The sequence below is a fragment of the Microbacterium sp. CCNWLW134 genome, from assembly GCF_037083565.1.
Classification (GTDB): domain Bacteria; phylum Actinomycetota; class Actinomycetes; order Actinomycetales; family Microbacteriaceae; genus Microbacterium.
Genome location: NZ_JBAOJU010000002.1, coordinates 813,955 through 839,464 on the forward strand (window position 1 = coordinate 813,955; position 25,510 = coordinate 839,464).

The window sequence follows — 25,510 nt, forward strand, 5'->3', positions numbered from 1 at the left end:
ATATCTGAAACGTGTGCTTTGACACCGGCAATGCAATACAGGTAATGTGCGACGCATGACTTGGCCCACCCTCCGCTCTCTCGCGCCGACCATGGTGCTTGTCGTCACCCTTCTCGGTGGTCTCGCCGTCGCCTTCGTGCGCGGCGACGTCGTCGGAGCCGCCCTCGCCGTGCTCGTGGTGGGTCTGACGGCGGTGGTGCAGTCCTTCAGCAGGCGGCACCTGCGCGGTGATCCGCGCGCCGGCCGCTTCCTCGCCCTGTCGTCGGTCTTCGCGCTGGCGAGCGTCGTCACCGTCACCGCGTCGACCCTCGTCGTCCTCGCCGCGGGCTGGACGGTTGCGAGCGTCGTCATGGCGCTCCTCCTCGCCACGGGCGGTGCCCCGCAGACCGTGGTGGCGGTCCGCCGCGCCGCCGTCGCCTTCCTGATCGGAGATCTCGCGGTGTGGGGCGCGGTCGTCCTGTCGCTCGCGGCGCTGGGGACGACGCAGTTCGCCGCGCTCGCCGACATCGAGCCCGCGACGGCCAGCGCCGTGGGCGCGCTGATCGCGGTCGCCGCCGTCGCCCGCGCCGCGTCGGTGCCCTTCCATGGGTGGCTGCCCGCGACGGTCGCGAGCACGACACCGGTCTCGGCCCTCCTCCACGCCGGATTCGTCAACGCCGGGGCTCTGCTGCTGCTGCGCACCGACGCCGTTCCGTCCCTCGCCGGCCCCCTCGTCGTCGGTATCGCCGGAGCCCTCACGGTCGTCATCGCCGGAGCGGCGATGCTCACCCGAAGCGACGTGAAAGGCAGGCTCGTCCAGTCCACGGCGGCGCAGATGGGATTCATGCTCCTCGCGTGCAGCCTGGGCGCCTTCGCCGTCGCCCTGGTGCACGTGATCGGGCACGCGCTGTTCAAGGCGAGCCTCTTCCTGGGCGCCGGGTCGGCCGTGGAGCGGGCGGTGGCCGGTCGTGCCGCTCCTCGCAGAGACCACGACCGCCGGATGCCGCTCCTCGCCGCCCTCGCGGTGATCGCCGTCGCCGCCACCGCGGTGGTCGGTACGGCGGCGTGGACGAGCCCGTCGGCGGTGCTTCTGCTGTTCGTCGTCACCACCGCCGCCGTCGCCGCCGCGCAGCTCGCGGGGGGCGCGCTTCCCGCCGGGGCCCGGCTGGCCGGCGTGGCACTCGTCGGCGGAGCTGTCGCGACCTACGTCTTCGCGGTCGCCGATCTCGGCGGCATCCTGGGTCTTCCGCCCGCCGCTGCGGCGATGCCGGCCACGCTGGCCGTCGCGACCTTCGTCGCCGGCGTCGCGGTCGCCCTCCTCGCGCGGGCGCGGGGTGCACTCGCCGATCGCGCGTACGTCTTCGCCCTCGGCTGGGGGCGTCCGCCCCTGCCGGTCTCCTCGTCCGTTCCCGCCGGATCATCCGGCCCTCGTGAATACCGGAGCGCGTCATGACCCTCCCCTCCCTGCACGACAGCGTCCTCGAGCAGCGCGCCGCGATCCGCGGCATGGTCGCCGCCGCGGCGCGCGCCATCTCGCCGCACTACCCGCTCGAGACCTTCATCGCGCGAAACCCCGTCGCCGACTATGAACGCCTGAGCTTCGAAGACGCCATCCGCGCGGTCGCGGCCGACCACGGCGCGGGCCTCACGCACCCCGAGCCCGTGTTCCGGCAGCTCCTGGCTGCGGGACGGATCACCCCAGACGACCTCCGCCGTGCGATCGCCTTCCACGTCGCCGAGGCGCGGAGCCCCCGCATCCTCTGCTGCGGTGAGACGGAGGTGACGGTCGGAGAGCTGCTCCTGATCGACCTGTGCCACGCGCCCGCGGACGCCTCGCCGCGCCCCGCGCTTCAGACGCCGGCCGCGCTCCGGGCGCCGAAGGCGCACGCGCGCATCGACGAGCACATCGGCCGCTGGCTGAGCGCCGCCTTCGCCGAGGCCTCCTGGGCTCGGGGGCCCGAAGACGGCGGGCTCTGGGAGGCCTGGCGCCGGCTCGCGCCGCTCGACCTGCGTCTGCCGCGGCGCGTGCGCTCCGGCATCCGATGGTCGGCGACGCACCCCGAAGACGCCATCGCCGACGTGCTCTCCCGGTGGGAATGGGACGACGCGACCGCGACGCAGTACCTGCGCGCGCATGTGCTGGCGCAGCCCGGCTGGACGGCCGCAGTGCGCCATGCCGCGATGACGGGGGACGAGCGGATGTCGGTGACCGCGCTCGTCGCGATGAGGGTCACCCTCGAGTCCCTCCTCCTCGCCGACCGCGACCTCTCGCCCGAGGAGCTCGGGTACGTCGGCGCTGCGCAGGCCCCGGCGGCGCCCGGCGACGACAGGATCGACGCCGTCGGCCGGGCGGCGGGCGTCGATGTCACCGATCCCGCGGTGCGGCAGGCGTTGGCGCGCGTGCTCAGCCTCGTCGACCCGGCGAGTCGGCGGGCGATCTGGCAGGAGGCCTACGAGCGGGGTGTCGCCCGGCGTCTCGCCCCCGTCGTCGCTCCCGTGCTGCGGCCCGTCGGTCCGGCAACCGGACGACCGCTCGCTCAGGCGGTGTTCTGCATCGACCCGCGGTCCGAGGGCATCCGCCGCCACCTCGAAGCGGCGGGGCACGTCGAAACTCTCGGCTTCGCCGGCTTCTTCGCCGTGCCGATCTCGTTCCGCAGCGCTGCGGGTGGGCCGGCCGTCGCCTCGTGCCCCGTCCTCCTCACGCCGCGCCGCGCGGTGACCGAATCCTCCTCCGACCGCGAGCCCCTCGCCCGCTGGCAGGAGCGGCTCGCCGGCGGTCACGCCCTGCGCGGCACGTTCGGGCGGGTCAAGGAATCGACGATCACGCCCTTCGCCCTGGCCGAGACCGCCGGGTGGCTCATGGGCCCGGCGATGGCTGCCCGCACCGTCAGCCCGACCGGATGGCGGGCGCTCGCAGAGCGGGTCGGTCGTCTGCTGCCGGCCAAACCGGCGACCCGACTCGACGCGGATGTCGCGATGGATCTCGACGAACGGGTGCTCTACGCCGAGGCGGCCCTGCGCATGATGGGTCTCGTCGACGGCTTCGCCCGCCTCGTCGTGCTCGCCGGTCATGGCGCGGAGGTGACGAACAACCCCTACGCGTCGGCCCTGCAGTGCGGTGCCTGCGGCGGACACGAGGGCGCGCCCAACGCCCGGGCGGCCGCCCTGGTCTTCAACGACCCGCCCACCCGTGCCCGGCTCGCCGAGCGCGGCATCCGCATCCCCGACGACACGCTCTTCGTCGCGGCTCAGCACGACACCGTCACCGACAGTGTGCGGCTGCTCGAGCCGTGGGCGATCCCGGCGACGCACGCCGACGACGTCGAGCGCCTCGACGCGGTGGTGGGCCGCGCGCGCGCAGGCCATGCGGCGGAACGGCTGGCCCTGCTGCCCGGGGTCGCTCCCGGCGCGGATCCACTGCGGGAGACCGCCCGTCGCGGGGCGGACTGGGCCGAGGTGTACCCCGAGTGGGGCCTCGCGGGCAACGCCGCCTTCATCGTGGGACCGCGAAGCATCACCGCCGGACACGACCTCGGCCGGCGGGCGTTCCTCCACAGCTACGACGCCGACGCCGACCCCGACGGCTCGGGGTTGGAGACCATCCTCACCGCCCCGATGATCGTCGCGCAGTGGATCAACGCTCAGTACGCGGCATCCGCTCTCTCACCCGACCGATTCGGCGCCGGGCCCAAGCCCCTGCACAACGTCGTCGGAACCGTCGGCGTGCTCTCGGGGTATGGCGGCGACCTGCGCATCGGCCTGCCATGGCAGTCGGTCGGGGTCGGCGGCGAGCTCGTTCACGAGCCGGTGCGCCTGCAGGTGTTCGTGCAGGCGCCCTTCGCCCGCCTGAATCACCTTCTGGAATCGGCGGAGGTCGTCCGCGACCTCGTCGTCAAAGAGTGGATCACGCTGCGCGCCCGTGAGCACGACACCGACCGCTGGCTGCGGTTCGGACCCTACGGCTGGGTGGAGGAACCCGACCTGGCACCCGTTCCGGCCGATACCCCCGCTCCCACCCTCGAGAACCTGGAGGCTTCACGATGAGCACGACCGCCCTGACCCCCATGACCAAGATCGAGATCGTCGTTCCCGGCGACGATGCGGCAGACGTCGCCGAGCTCATCCGCTCCGTCGGCGCCCGCGGGTACACCTCGGTCTCCGGCGTCTCGGGCTTCGGCCACCACGGCGCGCGCGGCGGCCGGATGCTGTTCAACGACCACGATGCGCTGACGCTCCTCATCACGGTGGTGCCCGACGATCGGGCGGATGCGATCGTCGCGGGCATCCGGCCGATCCTCGATCGCACGTCGGGGGTGATGTTCGTCTCGGCGACGGCCGTGAGCCGACCCGACTACTTCGCGTGACCTCACCCGCCAGGACCCGGCCCTACGAGGGACGGACCGTCACCGTCGGCACGCTGCACGGCAAGGAGCGGCAGTTCGCGCCCGCGTTCGCGCGGTGGCACGGCATGACGGCGCGGGCGACGCGCGCGCTCGACACCGACCTGCTCGGCACCTTCAGCGGGGAGGTCGCAAGAACCCTTGCGCCGGTGGCGGCCGCGACGGCCAAGGCGGTCGCGGCGACCGAGGAGTCGGGGTCTGCCCTCGGACTCGCGAGTGAGGCGTCGTACGTCTCCAGCGCGGGCGGGTTCGGCCCGGTCATGCACGAGGAGATCGCGGTCTTCGTCGATCAGGAGCGGGGGACCCGCGTCGTGGAGACGATCCGGGCCTTCGCGGCGGTGCCGGCGCCGGTGACGCTGCGGGAGGGGGTCGGCATCGAGGCGGGGCTGAGGCGACTCGGCTTCCCCGAGAACGCCCTGATCATCCGGATGCCGGACGGCACGCTGCACAAGGGGATCACCGACCGCGCGGCCGTCGAGGATCTGTTCGCCGTCGCTCGCTCGGCGGGCCCGATGACCCTCGAGCGCGACCTGCGCGCGCACCACAACCCCTCACGACAGCGGGTTCTCCGCCGCCTGGCGTGGGTGCTCGCCGCGCGGTTGACCACCCCGTGCCCGGCGTGTCGGACTCCGGGATTCGGCCGGGTCGCGGTCATCCGGGGCCTGCCGTGCGCGTGGTGCGGGGAACCGACCCGCCGGATCATCGCCGACGTGCACGGCTGCGGACTCTGCGACGAGCGAGTCGAGGTGGGCCGTGGGCACGGCCGGGCCGATCCCGGATCGTGCGATCAGTGCAATCCCTGAGCGGACCGCTCCACGAGGTACGCCCTCACTCTCGGGTCGGTGGTCAGGCCGATCGCACGTCGCATCGCGGCATCCGCCTCGACGTGTCGCCCACGCGCCGCCTCGACCCGAGCGAGACAGACCCAGTACGGCTGATGGGCGGCGACGGCAGACGGCGGCAGGTCGGCGAGCATGCGCGCTGCCTCATCGACATCGCCCACCTCGACCAGAGCCGCGGCGGCGCCGATCGTCGCCCCGACCGACGGCGCGATCTGCAGGAGGCCGCGATAGAGCGTGACCACCGCCTGCCAATCGGTGACGCCGGTCTCGGCGCGCGCCGAGTGCACGGCGCTGATCGCCGCCTCGAGCTGGAATCGCCCGAGTCGACCGAGCGCCGCCGCGCGCCGGAGCTCGGCGTCACCGCGCCGGCGGAGCGCTGCCGACCAGATCCGGGCGTCCTGGGAGGCGAGCGGCACGAACCCGCCCTCGCCGAAGCGAGCAGGGCGTCGGCTCTCGGTGTGGAGCAACAGCGCCAGCAGCCCGCGGGCCTCGGGGTCTTCGGGGACCAGGGCCACCATCATCTCGGCCAGCCGCAGTGCCTCGTCCCGAAGTGCCGGACGATCGCCGCCGAGATCGTCGATGAGAGCATCGGATGATCCGTAGGCGGCGTAGATCGCGCGCAGCACCGCCCCCACCCGCCCCGGCAGCTCTTCGGCGGGAGGCATCCGGTAGCGGATCCCGGCGTCACGGATCTTGATCTTCACCCGGCTGAGGCGCTGACCCATCGTGGCCGGCGGAACGAGGAAGACCGCCGCGATTCGTGCGGCGTCGACCGCGAGCACCGCCTGCAGCATGAGAGGGGCGTGCAGTCGTTCGTCGATCGCCGGATGGGCGCACACGAAGAGCAGAGAGAGGACGTCGTCGGGGGTGGGCGCGCCTTCTGCGACCGCGTCGTCGCTCGCGGTCATGCCCGTCATCTCCTCGGGGGCGACGGAGACCTCCCGGGTGCGCCGCCGCGCGGCACTGACCGCGGCGTTCCGCGCTGCAACCCGCAGCCAGGCCTCAGCCGACCGCGGCACACCGCCGGCCCGCCAGGCGGTGACGGCGTGAGCGAAGGCCGTCGCCACGGCATCCTCTGCGGCCTGCAGATCGCCGTCTCGGCGGAACAGCCAGCCGACGAGACGCCCGAAGAGCTCTCGATGAGCCTCGGCGAGCGCCTCGCCGACCGGGTCGTGGCGGTGGATCATCCGCGGTGTGGGGACGCCACGGGATCAGGACATCGGCGGCAGCACCGGGCGGACCTCCACCGACCCCCGCGCGGCCGCCGGGCAGCGCGCCGCCCACGCCATCGCGGCGTCGAGATCGGGGACGTCGATGAGGAAGATCCCGCCCAGGTGCTCCTTGACGTCGGCGAAGGGGCCGTCCTGGATCTCGACGTCACCGCCTCGGTTTCGAAGCGTCGTCGCCGTACCCGGTGGTTGCAGTCCCGCGGCCGCCGACATGATGCCGCTGTCCTGAAGCGCCGCGACGTAGGCCGCCCACGACGCCCAGTAGGCCTCGGCGTGGTCAGGATCGATGCGGTCGGCGTAGTCGGCCTCGGCCTCCATCGCCAGGATCGCGAACTGCATGGGGTGTCCTTCCTAGGCGGTCGGCGCCGGCACGAGCGGCGCCGAGGTCTCGAGCAGCGTCTTCAGGCCCGAGAGGATCAGCACCCAGCCGTGCTCGATGTCCTCGGCGGTGGTGCTCTCGGGAAGGCCGTCGTGAGTCAGCGTGAGCTGAGTCAGACCCGGGACCGCCATCGCGGTGTCCGACAGCACGTACGTCACGCGGCTCTCGGGGAGCTCGGCGACATCCGGCGCCCACGATCCACGGAAGGTCATGCCCAGACGCTCCCCTTCGACGTAGTCGGTGACGGTGCCGGCGATGACCTCGCGACCGCCCATCACGTACGAGTATGGCTCTCCCGCGGTCGTCGGGAAGCGGGCTTCGAAGCCGTAGTAGTAGGCGGGCGAGATCGCGGGGTCCGTGAGCGCGCGCCAGACCTCCCCGGCCGGAGCCTTGATGGCGAGCTGGATCTTCTGGGTCGACATGATGTCCTCTCTTCGCGCCACGGTGGCGCTACCGGGAAGACGCGCGAATCATCGACGTTTCGACAAACCCGCGAAAAAAGTTCTTCGCGGGTAGTGTGTGCCGGGTTGCGGAAGGGTGACCGGTGAACGATCGAGCAGGAGACAACCCCGAGCGCCGTGCGCTCATCGTGCGCGGCGGATGGGAAGGGCACCAGCCGGTCGCGGCGACCGACCTCTTCGTGCCGTTCCTGCGCGATCAGGGATTCGCGGTGCGGATCGAGGACTCCAACGCCGTCTACGCCGATGCTCAGGCGATGGCCGAAACCGACCTCATCGTGCAGAGCGTGACGATGTCGGAGATCTCGGCCGATGCGCTCCGCGGCCTCATGGACGCCGTTGCGTCGGGGACCGGCCTCGCCGGTTGGCACGGCGGGATCGCCGACTCGTACCGCAACAGCTCCGACTACCTGCAGCTGATCGGCGGACAGTTCGCGACACATCCGGCGAAGGCCCCCGACGAGCGTGTCAACGACGAGACCGACAACTTCCTGCCCTACACGATCGAGATCACCCCGCTCGGGCGCGAACATGAGATCACTCGTGGCATCGGCGACTTCGACCTCGTCACCGAGCAGTACTGGGTGCTCCACGACGACCTCAACGACGTGCTCGCGACCACCATCCACCCGGTGCAGCCCTACCAGCCGTGGCACCGGCCGGTCACGTCGCCCGCGGTCTGGACGCGAGCGTGGGGGAGCGGTCGGGTGTTCGTGGCGACCCCCGGTCACAGTGTCGACGTGCTGCAGGACGACCGGGTGCGCTCGATCATCGAGCGCGGCATGCTGTGGGCCGCGTGCGAGCGGGCCTGATCAGAACGACGTCGCCGCCCTCGAGCGCACCCGGAACCACAGGCTGAGCTCCCGCGCCGCGCGGATCGTCGGGGCGGCACCTTCGACGTCATCCAGATCGTCGAAGGTGCTCCGGAAGCCCGGGGGGACGGTCTCCTCGTGATCGGGGACGCGCTCGAAGCCCATCGTCCACTCTGCGAAGTGGCGTTCGTCGACGCGGTCTTCGACCAGGGTGCGCACCGAGTGATGACGGGGGTCGACGGCGATGCTGTCGTAGAGCGTGCGGACCTCGGCGGCCGGGCCCTCGATCACCTGGAAGAAGCGTCCCGCGCGATACACGAGCAGGCCGGTGATGCCGGCGGCGGCGTTTCGCTCACGGCTCGCCCTGAGCAGTTCGGTGAGCTGGCCGTCGTCCAGCGGTTCATGGGAGGTGCTGGTGTAGAGCACCGACAAGAGGTCGTCGGATGTTCCTTGCGGACGCGTGGCTGCGCTTTCCCTCACGCGGTCTCCTTCATCTGCGTTCGTAGCCGATCCCGAGCGTCAGGGCCACCAGCCCGTGCATCGCCTCGGTCAGGTCGGCGTACTTCCCGACCGGTCGAGAGCGCATGTCGTAGGCGGTGAACCGACGGTCGCGCTCTCGGATGATGTATCCGAGCAACGCGCCGTTGCGGCTTCCGACGTGGAATCCGTCTTCCACACGCGACCAGACCACGCCTGCGCCAGGACTGCTGCCTCGATGGTTCACGAGCTGGCCTACTCATCCTGTTGCGCGCCGGTGGATCCACGCGTGACCCTCAGGGTGACACACGCGGGTCTCCGTCCGGTAGTCGGCCCGCGGCCGCGACGCGTGTGACCGATAACCTGACAGGGCAGGACGAGCCCGATTCGCAGGCGAAGGGAAGCATCGATGACGACGTCGACCGGCAGTGACCCAGGTTCCACCGCTCGGCCCCACGGGGTGGGCATCGTGGGGCTCGGGGTGATCTCGGGTCAGTACCTCACCACCTTCCGGGGTCGCGATGACGTCGCCGTCGTGGCCGTCGCCGATCTCGACATCGCCCGGGCCGAGGCGGTGGCCCGCGGCATCCCCGGATGCCGGGCCCTGTCCGTTCCCGACCTGATGTCCGATCCGCGCGTCGATACGGTGCTCAACCTCACCATCCCGGCGGCGCACGCCGAGATCGCCCTGCAGTCGCTCGCCGCAGGGAAGAACGTCTACGGCGAGAAGCCTCTTGCGGCCACCCTGGCCGATGCGCGAAGTGTCGTCGACGCCGTCCCGGCGGGTGCGTGGCTCGGCGGGGCTCCCGACACGGTGCTGGGCACCGGCATCCAGACCGCGCGCGCCGCTGTGGATGCCGGCCTCATCGGCCGGCCGGTGGCGGCGATCGCGACCTGGACCTCCGGTGGCCACGAGTCGTGGCACCCGCACCCCGACTTCTACTATCGCGAGGGGGGTGGGCCGCTGCTGGACATGGGGCCGTACTACCTCACGTCACTCGTCCAGCTGCTCGGCCCGGTCGTGCGGGTGAGTGGAGCGTCCTCGCGCTCGCGAGATGTCCGCCGCATCGCCACGGGTCCCCGCGCGGGGGAGGAGATTCCTGTCGAGGTCGACACCCACGTCACGGGCACCCTCGTGCACGCGGGCGGGGCGATCTCGACGGTGACCTTCAGCTTCGACGGGGGTGAAACCGGAGCGCCGCCGATCGAGGTGCACGGCGAGGCGGGCAGTCTGCAGGCGCCCGACCCGAATCACTTCGACGGCCAGGTGAGGATGCGACGCCACGGCGCACAGGAGTGGGCCGAGGTCCCGGTCGGAGCCGGTTATGTCGCGGCGGGTCGCGGTGTCGGTCTGGTGGACTTCGTGCGCCCGGGTGGCGGGCGCGCGAGCGGCGCGATGGCCCTGCACGTGCTCGAGATCATGTCCTCGCTCCTCGAGGCCGCCGCCGAGCGACGCTGGATCGAGCTGGTGACGACGGTCGAGCGGCCGACGCCGGTGCCCCTGACGCGTTTCGGCGCGCTGCCGCGCTGAGGGCCCCGTCCCGTCGCGCATCAATCCCCCACTGAAGGAGAAGCCCCATGAAACACCGTTCACTCGCCGGTCGTCGTGTCTCGGCGATCGGGCTGGGCGCGATGCCCCTGTCGATGAACAACGACCGGGTGTTCCCGAGTCGCGAAGAGGCGGTCGCCACCGTCCATGCCGCCCTCGACGCCGGAGTCACCCTCATCGACACCGCCGACATCTATGCGCCGCAGTGGGACCAGATGGGGCACAACGAAGAGATCGTGGCAGAGGCGCTCCGCACCTGGGGAGGCGATGCATCGTCGGTGTTCGTCACCACCAAGGGCGGGATCACACGGGCGGAGGGCGAGACATGGGGACGCGACGGATCGCTCGCCTACCTCCGCGCCGCCGTCGAGCGGTCGACGCGGATCCTGGGGGTGGACGCGATCGAGCTCTACCAGTACCACCGGCCCGACCGCTGGATGGTCTACGGCGAGATCATGCAGAACCTGAAGGCGCTGCAGGACGAGGGGCTGATCCGCCACATCGGCATCTCGAACGCGAGCGTCGAGGAGATCGACATCGCCGTGGAAGTGTTGGGCGAGGGCAACCTGGCGAGCGTTCAGAACGAGTTCTCGCCCAAGCATCCGGGATCGATCGACGAGCTCCGCCACTGCGCGAGGCACGGTATCGCCTTCTTGCCCTGGAGCCCCCTGGGGGGAACCGGGGGCGGAGCGCGCACGGTGGGCGATCGCTTCTCGGCCTTCGCCGAGGTGGCATCGGCGCACGAGGTGAGCCCGCAGCGCGTGGTCCTTGCGTGGGAGCTGGCACTCGCCGACACCGTGATTCCGATCCCTGGCGCACGGCGCGCCGCGTCCATCGTCGATTCGGCGGCCGCCGCCGATCTCGAGCTGTCCGAGGACGAGGTCGAGCGCCTGTCGTACTCGGTCGGTATCGATCCGCAGTAGCGCGGCGGAGGCTGTCCCCGCCGCTCCTGCGGGTCACTTCGCTCGGGAGGCGGAATCCGCGGCGCCCGCGCGCCAGCTCAAGAGCAGGATGACGGCAGCCGCCGTGGTGAGGATCGTCAGTCCGTTGCCCGCCAGCCACAGCACCGTCAGGTCGCGCACCCGATCGGCTGTCTCGCCGGGGTCTCGGAAGACAGGGTTGACGGTGGTGATGAGAAGCGTCTTCGACGTTGCGGCCACGGCGAGGAGGCCGAGCGCGACCCGGCCTCGTCGCGCGGCAGGAAGGGCCATCCGGTGCATGCGCACCACGAGCCAGACAGCAGCGGCTAGACCGATCAGCGACCACGGCATGTAGTAGTACATCGGGCTCCCGATCTCCAGGGCGCCGATGAAGGCGCCGGGGGAGGGGGCGACGAGGCTCCGCAACGCCGTGTTCTGCTCGTAAAGGTTTCCGAACGCGTTCTGGGCGAGAAAGAGCGTGGCCACGACGGTGAGCACGCGCGTACGGCGCAGCGGGGATGTCGAAAGCGGGGAGGGGGAGGTGAACGGGGGGCGGATGGGCAATGTCGTCATGACCGTCAGAATAAGGCACCTTATTCATCCTGTCCACCCGTGACAGAATCAAGCTCGTGACAGCGCTGCGCCCCGAAGACTTCCTCGGCTACCGACTTGTTCTCAAGAGTGCGCAGATGTCGCGACGCTTCGCCGATGAGCTCGCCGCGGTCGGGTTGCGCGTGACGGAGTTCAGCACGCTCGCCGTGCTCGCCGCTCGACCCGGAGCGACCGCGGCGGAACTGGCCGAGGCGGTTCTGATCTCGGCGCAGAGCATGGGGCCGCTGCTGGATAGGCTGCAGAAGATCAGGGCGGTCGTGCGACCGGAGCGTCGGGGCAAGGGCCGCGTCGCTCCCGCGGAATTGACGGATGAGGGGCGGCGCCTGCTGGCCGTCGCGTACGCGCGGGTCGAAGCGATCGAGGATGAATATCGCCGGCAGCTGGGGGAGGACTACGAGGTCTTCCACCGCATCGTGGATAGGTGGCAGCCTTAGGGTGCAACTCCGGCGCTTATTCGAATCTTTGTCCTGCTAACCGGATCTTCTGGCTCGTCTTGTCACGCAGATCATCGTGCTCTCCCGGCGATGTCGGAGGCAAAGCGTAGATTTGTTCTATGAACAGTTCCGGTGCGATGGCGACCACGCGGCGGTTGAGGGATGCCGCTGATCGTGTCGCTGCCGACCTGGAGGCCGCCTGCGGTGCGGCGTTGTCGTGTTCGGTGTCGGAGGTTGTCGCCGGGATCTGCGATGACGAGCTGTTGGCGCTGTTGTCGGATGCAGCGCAGGTGCGGGCGGCAGCGGACGTCATCACCGCTGCCGCGGCCGCGGAAGCAACCCGGCGCTCGGCACGGGAGCTGGGGTACGACGGGTTGGCGCAGCGCACGGGGCACCGCAACGGCACGTCGCTGGTGCAGACGATCACCGGGCAGACCCGCGCGGATGTGACCCGGGCGGTGAAGACCGGGGAAGACCTCGCACCGAGTTCCCCGCCGCCGGCGGTCTCGGGCGCGGAATCAGCGCCAGCGGTTCCGGCGACTCCGGAGTGGTTGCGGTTGCTGCGGGAGGCGTTGACGGGCGGGGTGATCACGCAGGCGCAGTTCCGGGCGATCCGCGATGGCCTGGGGGATCCGCCGGTCGAGCGGTACCCGGATCTGGATCCGGGGTTTCTTCCCGCGGCGTGGGTGACGGCGGTCGGGATGCTGCTGGAGGAGGCGGGGGTGTTCCCCGTCGAAGAGCTCCGAAACGCGGCCCGGATCGCCAGGGACCGGTTGGACCCGGTCGGGGTGACTGTGCGGTTCGAGGAACGCTTCGCGGCGCGGTCGCTACGGACATGGACCGATGAGCACGGGCAGCAACACGCGAAGATCGTGTTCGACGACGACGGGGCGGCGTGGGTGCAGGCGATCCTCTCCGCGGCGCTGCGCCCACGGCGTGGGCCGCGATTCGTCGAGTCACCGGCCGCGACGGCGGCCGACGGTGGGCGGGATGAGCGGTCGAATGAGCAGGTGCAGTACGACACGGTGCTCGCGATTCTGCGCACCGGCGCCGCCGCGGACCCGGCCCAATCGTTCGGGGACCGCCAACCTGGGGTACGGATCCTCGTCACCGCCGACACCCTCACCCCCGAGACCGACGCCGACGGGGTGATCCGGGTGCGGGTGGTCGGGGTGGGGCACCTCGAGGACGGTGGCGCGGCGATCCCCGGTGGCGTGGTCGACAGTTATCTGTGTGACGCGGGCGGTGTCCCGGTGATCCGCGACAGCACCGGCAGGCCCCTCGATGTCGGGAGGGAGCAGCGCCTGTTCACTCGAAAACAGCGTCTCGCGATCGCCGCCCGCGACGGCGGGTGCATCGGAGAGCACTGCACCGCTCCGTCGAGCTGGACCGAGATCCACCACCTGACCCACTGGTCCCACGGTGGACGCACCGACGTCGATGACGGTGTTCCCCTGTGTCGCAACTGCCACCTCGCGCTCCACAACCGGCGCCAGTGGATCACCCGCGAACGCGACCCCGACGGCGCCGACGCGTACTGGCTGCACTCCCCACCTGATCCGGTCAGCGGGGAAGCAGCTCCGCCCACTCGACTGAGGTCCCGCAGTCCGCTGCGCTTCACCGCCGCCTGACCCGGCGATGTGGATGTCGCCGCCTGACCCGGCGCCGTGGATGTGCGCACCGGTGGTGAGAGGAGCGCGGCGAGACGAAACGCGCTCCGGCGGTCGCACAGCACGTCGCAGGGGGCGCGTCAACAGGTGGTCGGGGCGCGCGGGAGACGGATACCGTTTCGGCATGAGCACGGCGAAGCAAGCGGCGCGGTCGGCGCACTCATCATCCACTTTCCGTGCCGTCGCGCGCGTCGGGTACGCCGTCCTCGGACTCCTCCACATCATCATCGGCAGCATCGCCCTCACGATCGCCACCGGCGCCGGTGGCGGCTCCGCAGACCAGAGCGGCGCGATGGCGCAGATCCGAGAGACGCCCTTCGGCCTCGTCGTGCTCTGGGTCATCGTCATCGGACTCGCCGCCCTTGCTCTCTTCGAGATCGCCCAGGCGTTCTTCGCCTCCGACTCGGACGGCGACAGCAAGAAGAAATGGGGCAGGCGCGTGAAGCACCTCGGCACCGCCGCCGCCTACATCGCGATCGCCGTGACCGCCCTCATCTACGCGCTGGGCGGAAGCTCCTCATCGTCAGGGTCGACGCAGTCACTCAGCGCCCAGCTGCTCGCCGCGCCGGGTGGAGTCTTCGTGCTCGTCCTCATCGGCCTCGTGGTGTTCGCCATCGGCGGCGCGTTCATCTACAAGGGCGCCACGAAGAAGTTCGAGGAGAAGCTCGACCTCCCCACCTCGCAGGTCCGGAAGGCGATCGTCGCGTTCGGCGTCACCGGGTACATCGCCAAGGGCGTCGCCGTCGGAGTCGCCGGCATCCTCTTCGTCGTCGCCGCTTTCACCCACGACCCCGAAGCCGCCGGCGGTCTCGATGGGGCACTGCAGAGCCTCGCGCAGCTGCCGTTCGGGCAGATCATCCTCTGGATCGTCGGTGCCGGACTCATCCTCTACGGCCTGTTCTGCTTCGCCCGCGCCCGCTACGCCCGCATGTGACACCGGTGGTGGATGCGGCGTCAGTCCACCGCCACCACGTCGACGACGATCGCGCGCTGCGGCTGCTGCACCATGGGCCGCAGTCCCACCACCGACAGCTGCCGGCCGGTCAGGACCGTGTCGACCGTCGCCCACTCCAGAGCCGACTGCCCGGCATCATGGTCGCGCGTGAGCGGCGAGAGCGCGAGACGGTACAGCCGGTCATCGTCCAGACCCGGCATGCGCACGCGCCCCGGCGGCCACGCGGCATCCGTCGCCGTCTGCACGATCGTGAACATCGCCTGCGAGCGATCCGCGGCGACGACACCGCGCACGTCCACCCCCGGGTCGGTGCCGTCGACATGCACCGTGCGACCGGTGGCGATCATCTCGCGAAGCGACTTCGCGTAGACCACCCACTCCGCGATGCGCGCGCGGGTGGCCGCGTCGGTGGCCGTGAGATCCCACTCGATGCCGACGTGCCCGATGAGGGCCACCGCGGCGCTCAGCTCGAGATCGACCGTCCGGCCCGACGTGTGGAGGTGCGGAGTCGTCAGGTGCGCGCCCATCATCTCCGGCGGCACGACGAGCCCGGTGTACCTCTGGTTGGGAAGGCGCTCGAGCGGGTCGAGGCTGTCGCTCGTCCAGATCCGGTCGGTGCGGTCGAGGATTCCCAGATCGACCCGCGCCCCGCCGGACGCACAGCTCTCGATCTCGAGTGCGGGGTGCGCGGCCTTCAGCTCGTCGAGAAGGCGGTACAGCGCCTGCGTGGTGGCATGGACCCGCGCGACTCCGCCAGGGCCCGCCGCCGCATCGACGAGGTCGCGATTGTGGTCCCACTTGAGGTACGCGATCGGGTACTCCTCGAGCAGTGCGTGCAGTCGCTCGGAGATGTAGCGATACGCGTCGGGGTGCGCCAGATCCAGCACCTGCTGCTGCCGTGCCGACGGGGGCAGGTCGGCGCGTCCGCGCAGGATCCAGTCCGGGTGCCGCCGGGCCAGCTCGCTGTCGGGGTTCACCATCTCGGGCTCGACCCACAGCCCGAACTCCATGCCGAGGGCCCGCACGTGGTCGACGAGCGGATGCAGCCCGTCGGGCCAGACGACGGGGTCGACCAGCCAATCGCCGAGACCGGCGGTGTCGTCGCGGCGGCCGAGGAACCACCCGTCGTCGAGCACGAATCGCTCGACACCCACGTCGGCGGCGGCGTCGGCGAGGGCCGTGAGCCGGGCCAGGTCGTGGTCGAAGTACACCGCCTCCCAGGTGTTGAGGGTGATCGGACGCGGACGGGACGGATGCTGCGGGCGCGCCCGCCACTCGTCGTGGAACCGGTGCGACAGCGCGCTCAGACCCTCACCCCAGGACCCCATCACGGGGGGTGTCGCGATCTCCTCGCCTGGAGCGAGCACGACCTCCCCCGGGAGGAACAGCTCGCCGCCGGCGAGGAACGCATCGCCGTTGCTCGTGCGCTCGGCGAGGACGCGGTGGTTGCCGCTCCACGCGACGTGGAGGCCGTGCACCAGTCCGGCTTCGAACCCGAAGCCCGGGCGCCCGGCGGCGAGCAGCACGGTGGCATCGGCGCCCGGCCGCCCCCGCCGACTCTCGCGCAGGTGGGTGCCGAGGGCGAGGGGCCGGCGCTGCGGCGCGCGCTCGCGCAGATGATGGCCGGTGGTGTCGAGGATCTCCGTCGCCTCCCAGGGCAGGGGGAACGTCGCCTGCAGCCGGTCGACCGTGAAGGCCGAGTCACCGGTGTTGCGCAGGGTCACCCGCTGGGTGAACACCCCCGCGACGCCGAGCGTCAGCTCGACCCGTGCGGAGAGACCCGCCGCGGCGTCGACGAGCTCGAGCGTCGCCGAGTGATCGTCGGCGGTGACCTGTGAGAGGGCGAAGAGGATGCTGCTGCCTGCGCCGCTTCGGTGGCCCTCGATGGCGGGGGTGAACATCCATCCGGCCGCCTCGGTGGGAACCACCGTGAGACGCGGTGTGGCGTCGAGACCACCCGAGACCCGCTGCGGGCGGGCGGCGACCGCGAGCGAGGAGAGTGCCGCGACGGGCAGCTCGCCGAGGTCGGCGCCCCAGTGCACGATCGTCGGGAGAGGGGCGGTCGACAGATCGAGGATGACACTCGTGCCGCCGCGTCGGAGATGAAGAACGTCGTCACGGGGGTTCATGACAATATTTCTATCAGGAAAATATTCCCCGACCGCGGTGAGGCCCGGTCGTAGGAGGCGCCGTGCTGACTGCAAGCGAGTCCGCCCTCGCGCGCGCCGTCCTGGTGCACGGCCCGATCGCCCGGAGCGCACTGGCGCACCGCCTCGCCCTGTCGCCGGCGACGCTGACGCGCCTGGTCAAGCCGTTCCTCGATCAGGGCGTGTTCGTCGAACGGCCGCACACGGTCGACGGCCTGGTGGGCCGCCCCGTCACCCCCCTCGACGTCTCCCCGGGGTGGGGTCGGTTCGCGGGGGTGAAGCTCACGGGCGACCGCGCCTATGCGGTCATCACCGATGCGCGGGCCGAGGTGCTCGCGCGCGGCGACCGGCCGCTCGTCTCGACCGAACCCGAGGCGGTGTGTGCGCTCATCGCCGACCTGGTGGACGGCCTCCTCGCCGGTGGCCTCCCCCCAGACCCCGTGCAGCTCCGCGCGGCCGGGGTGAGTCTCGGCGGCATCGTCCGGGCGGGACGCGCGGTTTTCGCACCGTTCCTCGACTGGGCCGACGTCGACCTCGCTCCGCTCCTCGCTCCCCGCCTCGGGGTGCCGGTGACGGTCGAGAACGACGTCATCGCGCTCACCGAGGCCGAGCACTGGTTCGGGCACGGCCGCGGCATCCCGGGATTCTCGCTCATCACGATCGGGGCGGGGGTGGGGCACGGGCTGGTCGTCGACGACCGCGTGGTCCGTGCGGCCGCGGGCGCCGACCTCGTGGGGCACGTGCCGGTCGCGTCGTCGGGCCCGGTCTGCCTGCTCGGTCACCGGGGCTGCGCCCAGATGCTGACGACGGCGGCGATCCTCTCCGAATGCGCCGGTGCGCTCGGCCGACCCGTCGCCTACGACGACCTCCGTGCCCTGGTGCTGAGGGGTGATGAGAGGATCGCCCCGATCATCGACGCGCTCGCCGACGCGCTCGGGAGCCTCATCGCGCTCGTGGCCGGCCTCACGCAGCAGCGTGCGGTCGTGCTCGCGGGCGACGGGGTCGGCCTTTTCGTCGCCGCGGAGGAGCGTGTCCGGGCAGCGATCGCCGCTGCCCGGGACCGGCGCGCCGACGCCGTCGAGCTGCATGTCGACGAGAGCGGCTTTCCCGCGTGGGCGCGAGGCGCGGCCGCGGTGGCCATCCAGGCGGCGGTCGACCGGATCGATCTCGCGAAGGCTCCGATCGTCTGAGTGTCACCAGCCGCTGCGGGTGGGCGTGTGCCCTCCGCGTGCATCATCCGGCATGGCCATCTCCGCCCGCATCCCGAGCAGCCGGACCGGCCGGTCGGGCTCGATCTTGGCGAGGAGAGCGGATGCGTCGGCGATCACCCTCTCGCGGTCGTGCGTCTCGGCGATCCGGCGGGTGAAGGTCTTGGTGAGAAAGGGCGCGTAGCGCACCTTGAGCCCGAGGCCGACGACGGGGCGCCCCTCGGCGGCGACGTCGTCGAGCACCTGCGCGAGCAGGACGAGCGCCGCCGCCTCGATCTCCTCCCGCGCGACGAGGTTCTGCTGGTATGTCGTCTCGCGGCTGTGCCCCCGTGCGACCCAGGGGGTGTCATCGACGACGTTCGATCCGTCACCGCGGCCGAGCTGGCGATACCACGGCCCCATCTTCGGCCCGAACTCCGCCGCGAGGGGCGCGGTCTCGGCGACCGCCAGGTCGCGCACCGTTCGGATGCCGAGCGCCTCGAGGCGCCGCGAGATCTTCGTGCCGACGCCCCAGAGCTCGATCGTGGGCCGGTCGCCCATCACTGCCAGCCAGGTGTCCGCGGTGAGGCGGAAGCGACCGCGCGGCTTGCCGAATCCGGTGGCGTTCTTCGCCCGCACGAGGGTGTCGCCGATGCCCACGCTGCAGTGCAGCCGGGTGCGCTCGAGCACCGCGCGCTGCAGGTTCTCGGCGTACCCCTCGGGGTCGGCGGTGGTGATGCCCACGAATGCCTCATCCCACCCGAGCACCTGCACCACGGCGCCGGGCTGGACGCGAAGCGTCGCCATCACCTCCTCCGAGGCGGCGGTGTACGCGTCGTGATCCACCGGCAGAATCACCGCGTCGGGCACCTTCCTCGCGGCGATCCGCAGGGGCATCCCCGACCCGACGCCGAACTCCCGTGCTTCGTACGACGCGGTCGAGACGACGGCGCGCTCCGTGGGGTCACCCCGACCGCCGACGATCACGGGCCTCCCGGCGAGCTCAGGGTGGCGGAGCACCTCGACGGCCGCGATGAACTGGTCGAGGTCGACGTGCAGCACCCAGCGACGCGTCTCTGCCTCGCTCTGGGCCATCGGCGTGCTCCGACCGGTCAGTCCTGGCCCACGGGCGGCGGGAATCCGAGCCGTGCGTGGCGTTCGCGGGCGAAATCCTGCGCGCGGGGCCCGGCGCCGAGGGCGCGGGTGGATGCCGCGAGCGCGACCCGCGCGAGCGTGATCACCGGCAGCGGCAGTCGGCGCAGCCCGAGCAGCTTCCGGTATTCGCGGGGCAGGCTCGCCACGGCTGCAGCGAACAGCAGTCGGTAGCTCACGCCCATCGAGCCGGGAAGCGGCACGCGGCGGAGGTACCGCACGACGTCGTCCACGCGCTCGTCGCGGCGCAGCTCGCCGGTGAACGCCGCGAGGCGTTCCCGCAGTGCGGCCTCGGTCTCGGGGGGATGAGCGACCCGCATCAGTCGGCCCGCCTGCGCCCACTCCCGGACGTAGGCGTCGCTTCCGCCCGGAATGGGTCCACCCCAGATCTTGTGCGCGCCGAGGAAGGCCTCGGTGAACGCCAGATGCACCCACTCGACGAGGTCGGCGTCGTCGGCGGAGTAGGCGCGCTCGCCGTCGGCGGCGTCGTACGTGCCCCGCACCCGCTGGTGCAGACGCCCGACTCGCGCGGTCTCGCGCCGGGCCTGCTCGGTCGAGCCGTAGGTGACGCACAGGATCCACCGCACGGTGCCCGACAGGCGCCCCATGGGATCGTCGCGGTACCGCGAGTGGTCGTGGACGCCGGCCAATGCGCCCGGGTGGAGCGCCTGGATGAGCAGCGCCCGGATCCCCGCGATCAGCGTGCTCGTGCCGGCGTGCACGGTCCACACGGCCCCGCTGTCGGCGAAGTAGCCGGCGTCGTCGCCGTCGGCGAGGGCCCGCACCCAGGGCGGGGTGCCGTTGGGGTCGCCCGACAGCGCGGTGAGCAGGCGAGAGCGCAGCGTCGACGAACGCGGGGGAGCGAGCGATCCGGTGCCCATGCTTCCAGCGTGCCACGCCTCCGCAGGTTAGAGACCGAGTCGCGCGAGGTAGTCGCCGACGAACCGGCGGTCGGGGTCCAGACGCGCCCGCAGCGCCGCGAAGTCGTCGAACCGCGGGTAGCGGCGACGGATCTCGTCGCCGGGCATCGTGAAGACCTTTCCCCAGTGCGGACGGGCCGAGGCCGGGAGAGCCGCTTCGAGCGTGGGGAGGAGGGCGCGCACGGCTGCTTCGTCGCGCTGCCACGTGAAGTGGATGCCGACGGTCGGGCGCCCGTACGCAGGGGAGAGCCACAGATCATCGGCCGCCATCGTGCGCACCTCGCACGTGAGAAGGAGCGGCGCGATCCGGTCGGCGAGCCCCCGCACGGCCTGGATCGCCGCTACGGCGTCGGCGCGGGCGACGAGGTACTCCGACTGCAGCTCTTCACCCGCCGAGGGGGTGAACGCCAGCCGGAAGTGCGGAAGCCGGTCGTACCAGGGCCCCGGGACGCCCTCCTGCGCCGTGCACGGGGTCGGGTCGATGCCGGGGATCGGATGACGGGGTCCGTCGGCGGCCCGGGCGCCGAACGTCGACAGGTCATCGGGGTCCGAAGTCGTCCGGGACTTGACCCACACCTGGTCGATGACGTCGGCGTCCGTCCACCGTGTGAACAGGCTCACGCTGTCGCCCGCACCGGTGAGCTCGTCGAAGCGGCTCAGCGCGTCATCCCATCGCACACCCTCGAAGACGGTCTGCGCGACGGTGAAGTGCGGCAGGGCGTCGAGGGTCAGGTGCGTGACGATGCCGAGCGCGCCGAGCCCGACGACGACGCCGTCGAATCCGTCCTCGCCCCGCGTGAGCGTCATGCGCTCTCCGGCGGCGGTGAGGAGTTCGACGCCGGCGACCTGGGTGCCGAGGGCTCCGACGCGGTCGCCCGACCCGTGCGTGCCGGTCTGCACGGCGCCGGCGACGGAGATGTGAGGGAGGGAGGCGAGGTTCGCCAGCGCGAGACCTTCGCGTTCGAGCACAGGCACCAGGTCGCCATAGCGGATGCCCGCGGGGATCCGCACGGTCTGGCGGTCGGGCGCGACGCTCACGCGGTCGGCGGTGGCGAGGCCGGCGAGGGAGATGATCACCCCGTCGGTGTCGGCGACGTCGTTGAAGGAGTGCCGGCTCCCCAGCACGCGGACGGTGGTGCCATCGCCACGCGCACGATCGAGGATGGCGCTCAGTTCGGCCTCATCGATCGGTTCGACGATGCGCGCAGCGCGGTACGTGAGGTTCCCTGCCCAGTTGGTGGTCACCCCACAGGTCTACCCGAGATCGGCGACCGTCCGGGCCAGCGCGACCGCATCGGCGGCGAGGGCGGCCGAGGTATCGGCATCCTTCATCCACAGCGGAACAGCGCGGGCGACGATCCCCGCGGCCTCGATACCCGGCACCACCGGTGAGTCCTCGTCGTCGACCAGCCAGCCATCCAGCACGCCGCCGGCGGCGCGCGCGCCGTAGTGCCGGGCGACGGCGCCCGCGTCGGCGTCGACGCCGATGACGGCAAGGCACGCCTCGGCCATGCCCCGCACCGCGGCCCCGCCGATGATCGGCGAGACGCCGACGATCGGCGCGGATGCGGTGGCGAGCGCGGCGCGGATACCCGGGATCTCGAGCACCGGGCCGATCGAGACCACGGGGTTCGACGGGGCGACGAGGATGACATCCGCGGCGGTGATCGCGTCCAGCGCGGCCGGGGCGGGGCGCGCCGCGTCGATCCCGTTCTGCTCGAACCGCGCGACCGGAAGGCGCGCGCGGTGCCGGGTCCACCACTCCTGGAAGTGCAGCCGCTCGCCGTCCGGCGTGACGATGTGGGTGTCGACCTCGTCATCGGTCGCCGGGTGCAGGGTCACGCCGAGGTCCCACCGGGCGCCGAGACGCCGCGCGACCTCCGTGGGGGTCTCGCCGGCGCGGAGCCACGCCGTCCGGGCGATGTGAGTGCCGAGATCGAGGTCGCCGAGGGTGAACCACTCGGGGGTGACGCCCCAGGTGCGAAGCTCCGCCGACACGCGTTCGCTCTCGCCGCGCCGGCCCCAGCCGCGCTCTTCGTCGTTCTGCCCGGCGAGGGTGTAGAGGATGCTGTCATGGTCGGGCCAGATGCGAAGACCCGCCAGCCACCAGTCATCCCCGGTGTTGACGACCACGTCGATGGTGTGGTCCTCGTCGCTGCGGCGAACGAACTCCCGGACGCCGCGCACGAATCGTGCGCCGCCGACGCCCCCTGCGATGACGGTGATCTTCACCCGTCAACGCTACCCGCGCGCCGAGTCAGAGTTCGACGCGCGTCACCTCGCGGAGAGCCCGATCGTCGACGACCGCTGTCATGAGCGTGTGATGCGGCTGACGCCGACGATCGGTGGGCGAGCCGGGGTTGAGAAGGCGCAATCCCGACGCGGTTGTCGTGTCCCAGGGGATGTGGCTGTGTCCGAAGACGAGCACATCGAGGTCGGGGTAGCGCAGCGTCATCCGCCTCTCCCGGCCCTTCGCATCGCCGGTCTCGTGCACGACGCCCCATCGCACTCCCTCGATCGTCCGCGCGGCGAACTCGGGGAGACGGGCCCGCAGGTCATCGCCGTCGTTGTTGCCGTACACCCCCAGCACCTCGCCGTGGCCCTGCAGGTCATCGAGCACGCCGACAGTCACCCAGTCGCCGGCGTGGATGATGAGATCGGCGGCGTCGGCCTCACGACGCACGGCATCGGGCAGGCTGCGCGCCCGCCCGGGGATATGGGTGTCGGAGATCAGCAGCAGGCGCGTCGGCATGGATCGAGTCTGTCTGACCATCGCCGCCCGGCGGCCGCTGTGCCTACGATGGGCACATCCTCGCCGTCGACATCGAGGAGGTCGGCATGGTCCAGGTTCGTGTGATCGGCGTCGCGCTCGACGCCGCGCGCCAGTACGTGATCCTGCTGCGGCCGATCACCGAAGAGGTGGACGGTCCGCGGATGCTCCCCATCTGGATCGGCGCGCAGGAGGCCACGTCGATCGCCATCGCCGTCGAGGGCGCCGAACCGCCGCGCCCGCTCGCCCACGATCTGATGAAGACCCTGCTCGAGACGGTGTCGGCGCAGGTCGAACGGGTCGAGATCACCCGCATCGACGACGGCACCTTCTACGCCGAGATCACTCTCCTGCTTCCGGGTGGCCGGCGCGTGCTCGACGCCCGTCCCTCCGACGCGATCGCGCTCGCCTCCCGCGTCGGCGCACCGATCTGGGTGGCCGACGAGGTGCTGGCCGACGCCGGCATCCCGGTGTCGGCGATGGAGTTCGAAGACGACGACAGGCTCGAGGAGGAGAAGCTCGAGGAGTTCAAGCGCTTCCTCGACGAGGTCGACCCGGAAGACTTCCAGGGCTGACGCGCAGGGCGACCTCAGGGGGCCAGGTTGGGCAGGATGCGGGTGCCGAACTCGTGTCGCAGGGCGCTGCGCGCCGCCAGCCATCCGGCCATCCCGTGCACCCCGGGCCCCGGACTCGTCGACGCGCCGCAGAGGTACACCCCCGGTATCGCGGTGCGCCAGGGCTCGGGGGAAAGGGTCGGGCGCCCCAGGAGCTGGCGCACATCGGGGAGGCCGGCGGCGATGTCGCCGCCGGGGTAATTCGGATTGTGTCGCTCCATCTCGACGGCGGTGAGCGTGGAGCTGGCGACGATCACATCGCGGAAGCCCGGGGCGAACCGTTCGATCTGTGCGATGACGGCCTCGGTGACGTCGACGGCCGATCCCGCCGGCACGTGCGTGTAGGTCCAGAGTGTGTGCATGCCCGCCGGCGCGCGGCTGTCGTCGAAGGTGCTGGGTTGGGCCACGAGCACGTAGGGCCGCTCGGGCACCCCGCCGCGTGCGACGACGTTCTCGGCCGCCGCCACCTCCGCCCGGGTGCCGCCGACGTGCACCGTCCCTGCACGACGGACGGCGTCATTCGCCCACGGCACCGGGCCGGAGAGGGCGAAATCCACCTTGAGGACGCCGTTGCCGTACCGGAACCGCTCCAGCGCGCGGCGGTACGCCGCCGGCATCCTCCCACCGGCGAGCCGGATGAGCGCGGCCGGGGTGACGTCGAGCAGCACGGTGCGCGCCGGCGGGAGCTCGTCGAGGCTCGTGACCTCGGTGTCGGTGACGATCTCGCCGCCGTGGGCGAGCAGATCGTCGGCGAGGGCGTCGGCGATCGCCTGGCTGCCGCCGATCGGGATCGGCCAGCCGCGCGCGTGCGCGTAGGTCGTGAGCGCCAGTCCCGCCGCCGCCGACGCCGCGCTCGGCAGAGGAAGGATGGTGTGGGCCGAGACCCCGGTGATCATCGACGGCGCGATGTCCTCGGTGAACGGGGTGTTCCACCAGCGACCGGCTTGCGACAGCGCGGCCAGACCGAACGCGACGGGTGCGATCACGTGCGGGGGGACGCGCACGAGCGGGTGGGTGGTGAAATCGGCGATCTGATCGGATGCGGCGACGAGGGGTCCGAGGAGAGCGCGATAGGCCGCGCCGTCGCGGCCGAGGTCGTCGGCGGTGCGGTCGAGGTCGCGGTAGGCGACGCCCGCGCGTCCGCCGTCGAGAGGATGGGCGAAGGAGATCGCCGGCACCTCGAACCGGATGCGGTCGCCGAGCCCGAACTCGCGGAAGAACGGCGACGCCAGAGCAAGCGGGTGCACCGCCGAGCAGACGTCGTGGCGAAACCCCGGGAGGGTGAGCTCGGATGTCGCGGTGCCGCCGCCGACGGCGCCGAGTCGCTCGTAGACCCGGACGCCGAGCCCTGCCCGGGCCAGCGTGACGGCAGCGGCCAGGCCGTTGGGCCCCGCGCCGACGACGACGGCGTCGAGTTCGCCCGCCCGCCTCATTCGCGCGCCGCTTCGGCCGCTTCAGCCGCCTGGGCGGCCTCTTCGGCTTCGTGATCGTCCGCGACATCGGGGGAGGAGGGGCGCCCCGCCTCTTCGTTCTCCTCTTCGGCGGTGGTCTCGCGCGTGCGGGCGTGGCGGCCCTCGGCCAGATACGCGAGGCGGTGGAGCGTCTCGGCGTTGCGCCGATGAAGCAGCAGATCGAGAAGCAGATCGGGAATGTAGCGGGGAGGACCTGCGATGGCCTCCTCCTGCAGCCGCACGACACAGCCTTCGCCGCGCGGCTTCACGTCGATGGAGATGCGGGCTTCGCCGATCGGCCAACCGGTGGCGACCATCACCGCGCGCCGCGGCGGGCTCCATTCGGTCGACATCGTCTCGTCGTTGATCAGAACGGGCCAGGCGCCGAAGGAGTGGTGAAGACGCGAACCCGCCGCGGGCCAGTCGGCGTCGACATCCCGCATGCGTGACGCGCCGACCACCCACGTCGGGAAGAGCCATCCCTCGGCGAGCACCTCGAAGACGCTCTCGGGCGCGCACGTCATCTCTCGTGTGTTGCGTGACATCTCGGCCT

The 25,510-nt window shown here is 71.5% G+C and carries 26 protein-coding genes; 12 read left to right on the plus strand and 14 right to left on the minus strand.

What is annotated here, in order from left to right; translation table 11 throughout:
• Positions 1 to 55 precede the first annotated feature (55 nt).
• The 4 genes from V6S02_RS14465 to V6S02_RS14480 are packed head-to-tail and all read left to right on the plus strand — an operon-like array spanning position 56 to position 5,182.
• Positions 56 to 1,432, plus strand: coding sequence for a proton-conducting transporter transmembrane domain-containing protein (locus V6S02_RS14465; RefSeq protein WP_336401404.1), 1,377 nt, complete (start codon positions 56 to 58; stop codon positions 1,430 to 1,432).
• Positions 1,429 to 4,023, plus strand: coding sequence for a DUF2309 domain-containing protein (locus V6S02_RS14470; protein ID WP_336401405.1), 2,595 nt, complete (start codon positions 1,429 to 1,431; stop codon positions 4,021 to 4,023). Before V6S02_RS14465 ends, V6S02_RS14470 begins: the two co-directional genes overlap by 4 nt.
• Positions 4,020 to 4,343 (plus strand): P-II family nitrogen regulator, encoded by a 324-nt coding sequence (locus V6S02_RS14475; protein WP_124292500.1) that lies wholly within the window; start codon positions 4,020 to 4,022, stop codon positions 4,341 to 4,343. Before V6S02_RS14470 ends, V6S02_RS14475 begins: the two co-directional genes overlap by 4 nt.
• Positions 4,340 to 5,182: a DUF6671 family protein gene (locus V6S02_RS14480; protein ID WP_336401406.1), complete on the plus strand. Its 843-nt coding sequence runs from the start codon at positions 4,340 to 4,342 to the stop codon at positions 5,180 to 5,182. Before V6S02_RS14475 ends, V6S02_RS14480 begins: the two co-directional genes overlap by 4 nt.
• On the opposite strand, the gene V6S02_RS14485 is transcribed toward V6S02_RS14480, so the two are convergent.
• The 3 genes from V6S02_RS14485 to V6S02_RS14495 are packed head-to-tail and all read right to left on the minus strand — an operon-like array spanning position 5,167 to position 7,251.
• On the minus strand, positions 5,167 to 6,408 hold the full coding sequence (locus tag V6S02_RS14485) for an RNA polymerase sigma factor (RefSeq protein ID WP_336401407.1): 1,242 nt from the start codon (positions 6,406 to 6,408) through the stop codon (positions 5,167 to 5,169). The genes V6S02_RS14480 and V6S02_RS14485 overlap by 16 nt on opposite strands.
• A 24-nt stretch (positions 6,409 to 6,432) precedes the next feature.
• Positions 6,433 to 6,789: a YciI family protein gene (locus V6S02_RS14490; RefSeq protein ID WP_124292503.1), complete on the minus strand. Its 357-nt coding sequence runs from the start codon at positions 6,787 to 6,789 to the stop codon at positions 6,433 to 6,435.
• Between the two features lie 12 nt (positions 6,790 to 6,801).
• The gene (locus V6S02_RS14495; protein ID WP_336401408.1) at positions 6,802 to 7,251 is read right to left on the minus strand and encodes an SRPBCC domain-containing protein; all 450 of its coding nucleotides are present in this window, start codon (positions 7,249 to 7,251) and stop codon (positions 6,802 to 6,804) included.
• A gap of 122 nt (positions 7,252 to 7,373) precedes the next feature.
• Here V6S02_RS14495 and V6S02_RS14500 point away from each other — a divergent pair, with 122 nt between their 5' ends.
• Positions 7,374 to 8,099 carry a ThuA domain-containing protein gene (locus V6S02_RS14500; RefSeq protein WP_336401409.1) on the plus strand — a complete coding sequence of 242 codons (726 nt, stop codon included), beginning with the start codon at positions 7,374 to 7,376 and terminating at the stop codon, positions 8,097 to 8,099.
• Here V6S02_RS14500 and V6S02_RS14505 read toward each other — a convergent pair whose 3' ends face one another.
• Together V6S02_RS14505 and V6S02_RS14510 are read right to left on the minus strand one after the other, a co-directional pair.
• Positions 8,100 to 8,579: a BLUF domain-containing protein gene (locus V6S02_RS14505; protein ID WP_336401410.1), complete on the minus strand. Its 480-nt coding sequence runs from the start codon at positions 8,577 to 8,579 to the stop codon at positions 8,100 to 8,102.
• Positions 8,580 to 8,589: 10 nt separating this feature from the next.
• Positions 8,590 to 8,823 carry a hypothetical protein gene (locus tag V6S02_RS14510; protein ID WP_336401411.1) on the minus strand — a complete coding sequence of 78 codons (234 nt, stop codon included), beginning with the start codon at positions 8,821 to 8,823 and terminating at the stop codon, positions 8,590 to 8,592.
• 162 nt (positions 8,824 to 8,985) lie between these two features.
• Here V6S02_RS14510 and V6S02_RS14515 point away from each other — a divergent pair, with 162 nt between their 5' ends.
• Both V6S02_RS14515 and V6S02_RS14520 read left to right on the plus strand, forming a co-directional pair.
• Positions 8,986 to 10,107 carry a Gfo/Idh/MocA family protein gene (locus V6S02_RS14515; RefSeq protein WP_336401412.1) on the plus strand — a complete coding sequence of 374 codons (1,122 nt, stop codon included), beginning with the start codon at positions 8,986 to 8,988 and terminating at the stop codon, positions 10,105 to 10,107.
• 47 nt (positions 10,108 to 10,154) lie between these two features.
• Positions 10,155 to 11,048 (plus strand): aldo/keto reductase, encoded by an 894-nt coding sequence (locus V6S02_RS14520; protein WP_336401413.1) that lies wholly within the window; start codon positions 10,155 to 10,157, stop codon positions 11,046 to 11,048.
• A gap of 33 nt (positions 11,049 to 11,081) precedes the next feature.
• On the opposite strand, the gene V6S02_RS14525 is transcribed toward V6S02_RS14520, so the two are convergent.
• Positions 11,082 to 11,618 (minus strand): hypothetical protein, encoded by a 537-nt coding sequence (locus V6S02_RS14525; RefSeq protein ID WP_336401414.1) that lies wholly within the window; start codon positions 11,616 to 11,618, stop codon positions 11,082 to 11,084.
• 56 nt (positions 11,619 to 11,674) lie between these two features.
• Here V6S02_RS14525 and V6S02_RS14530 point away from each other — a divergent pair, with 56 nt between their 5' ends.
• The 3 genes from V6S02_RS14530 to V6S02_RS14540 all read left to right on the plus strand — a co-directional run bounded on the left by V6S02_RS14530 (position 11,675) and on the right by V6S02_RS14540 (position 14,695).
• Positions 11,675 to 12,091, plus strand: coding sequence for a MarR family winged helix-turn-helix transcriptional regulator (locus V6S02_RS14530; protein WP_336401415.1), 417 nt, complete (start codon positions 11,675 to 11,677; stop codon positions 12,089 to 12,091).
• Positions 12,092 to 12,210: 119 nt separating this feature from the next.
• Positions 12,211 to 13,722: an HNH endonuclease signature motif containing protein gene (locus tag V6S02_RS14535; RefSeq protein ID WP_336401416.1), complete on the plus strand. Its 1,512-nt coding sequence runs from the start codon at positions 12,211 to 12,213 to the stop codon at positions 13,720 to 13,722.
• 163 nt (positions 13,723 to 13,885) lie between these two features.
• Positions 13,886 to 14,695: a DUF1206 domain-containing protein gene (locus tag V6S02_RS14540; protein WP_336401417.1), complete on the plus strand. Its 810-nt coding sequence runs from the start codon at positions 13,886 to 13,888 to the stop codon at positions 14,693 to 14,695.
• A gap of 20 nt (positions 14,696 to 14,715) precedes the next feature.
• On the opposite strand, the gene V6S02_RS14545 is transcribed toward V6S02_RS14540, so the two are convergent.
• Positions 14,716 to 16,845 (minus strand): alpha-galactosidase, encoded by a 2,130-nt coding sequence (locus V6S02_RS14545; protein WP_336401418.1) that lies wholly within the window; start codon positions 16,843 to 16,845, stop codon positions 14,716 to 14,718.
• Between the two features lie 62 nt (positions 16,846 to 16,907).
• Here V6S02_RS14545 and V6S02_RS14550 point away from each other — a divergent pair, with 62 nt between their 5' ends.
• Positions 16,908 to 18,053, plus strand: a complete 1,146-nt coding sequence (locus tag V6S02_RS14550; RefSeq protein ID WP_336401419.1) for an ROK family transcriptional regulator — start codon at positions 16,908 to 16,910, stop codon at positions 18,051 to 18,053.
• Between the two features lie 3 nt (positions 18,054 to 18,056).
• Here V6S02_RS14550 and V6S02_RS14555 read toward each other — a convergent pair whose 3' ends face one another.
• The 5 genes from V6S02_RS14555 to V6S02_RS14575 are packed head-to-tail and all read right to left on the minus strand — an operon-like array spanning position 18,057 to position 22,874.
• Positions 18,057 to 19,145: a DNA polymerase IV gene (locus V6S02_RS14555; RefSeq protein WP_336401420.1), complete on the minus strand. Its 1,089-nt coding sequence runs from the start codon at positions 19,143 to 19,145 to the stop codon at positions 18,057 to 18,059.
• A gap of 17 nt (positions 19,146 to 19,162) precedes the next feature.
• Positions 19,163 to 20,083, minus strand: a complete 921-nt coding sequence (locus V6S02_RS14560) for an oxygenase MpaB family protein (protein WP_336401421.1) — start codon at positions 20,081 to 20,083, stop codon at positions 19,163 to 19,165.
• A gap of 27 nt (positions 20,084 to 20,110) precedes the next feature.
• A complete protein-coding gene (locus V6S02_RS14565) occupies positions 20,111 to 21,367 on the minus strand; it encodes an FAD-binding protein (RefSeq protein WP_336401422.1) in 1,257 nt (418 codons plus the stop codon).
• A 9-nt stretch (positions 21,368 to 21,376) separates the two neighbouring features.
• On the minus strand, positions 21,377 to 22,354 hold the full coding sequence (gene cofD / locus V6S02_RS14570; RefSeq protein WP_336401423.1) for a 2-phospho-L-lactate transferase: 978 nt from the start codon (positions 22,352 to 22,354) through the stop codon (positions 21,377 to 21,379).
• 25 nt (positions 22,355 to 22,379) lie between these two features.
• The gene (locus V6S02_RS14575) at positions 22,380 to 22,874 is read right to left on the minus strand and encodes a metallophosphoesterase family protein (RefSeq protein ID WP_336401424.1); all 495 of its coding nucleotides are present in this window, start codon (positions 22,872 to 22,874) and stop codon (positions 22,380 to 22,382) included.
• 86 nt (positions 22,875 to 22,960) lie between these two features.
• Here V6S02_RS14575 and V6S02_RS14580 point away from each other — a divergent pair, with 86 nt between their 5' ends.
• A complete protein-coding gene (locus tag V6S02_RS14580; RefSeq protein WP_336401425.1) occupies positions 22,961 to 23,467 on the plus strand; it encodes a bifunctional nuclease family protein in 507 nt (168 codons plus the stop codon).
• 14 nt (positions 23,468 to 23,481) lie between these two features.
• On the opposite strand, the gene V6S02_RS14585 is transcribed toward V6S02_RS14580, so the two are convergent.
• The gene (locus tag V6S02_RS14585) at positions 23,482 to 24,939 is read right to left on the minus strand and encodes a phytoene desaturase family protein (RefSeq protein WP_336401426.1); all 1,458 of its coding nucleotides are present in this window, start codon (positions 24,937 to 24,939) and stop codon (positions 23,482 to 23,484) included.
• On the minus strand, positions 24,936 to 25,502 hold the full coding sequence (locus V6S02_RS14590; RefSeq protein WP_336401427.1) for an SRPBCC family protein: 567 nt from the start codon (positions 25,500 to 25,502) through the stop codon (positions 24,936 to 24,938). Before V6S02_RS14590 ends, V6S02_RS14585 begins: the two co-directional genes overlap by 4 nt.
• Positions 25,503 to 25,510: the final 8 nt, after the last annotated feature.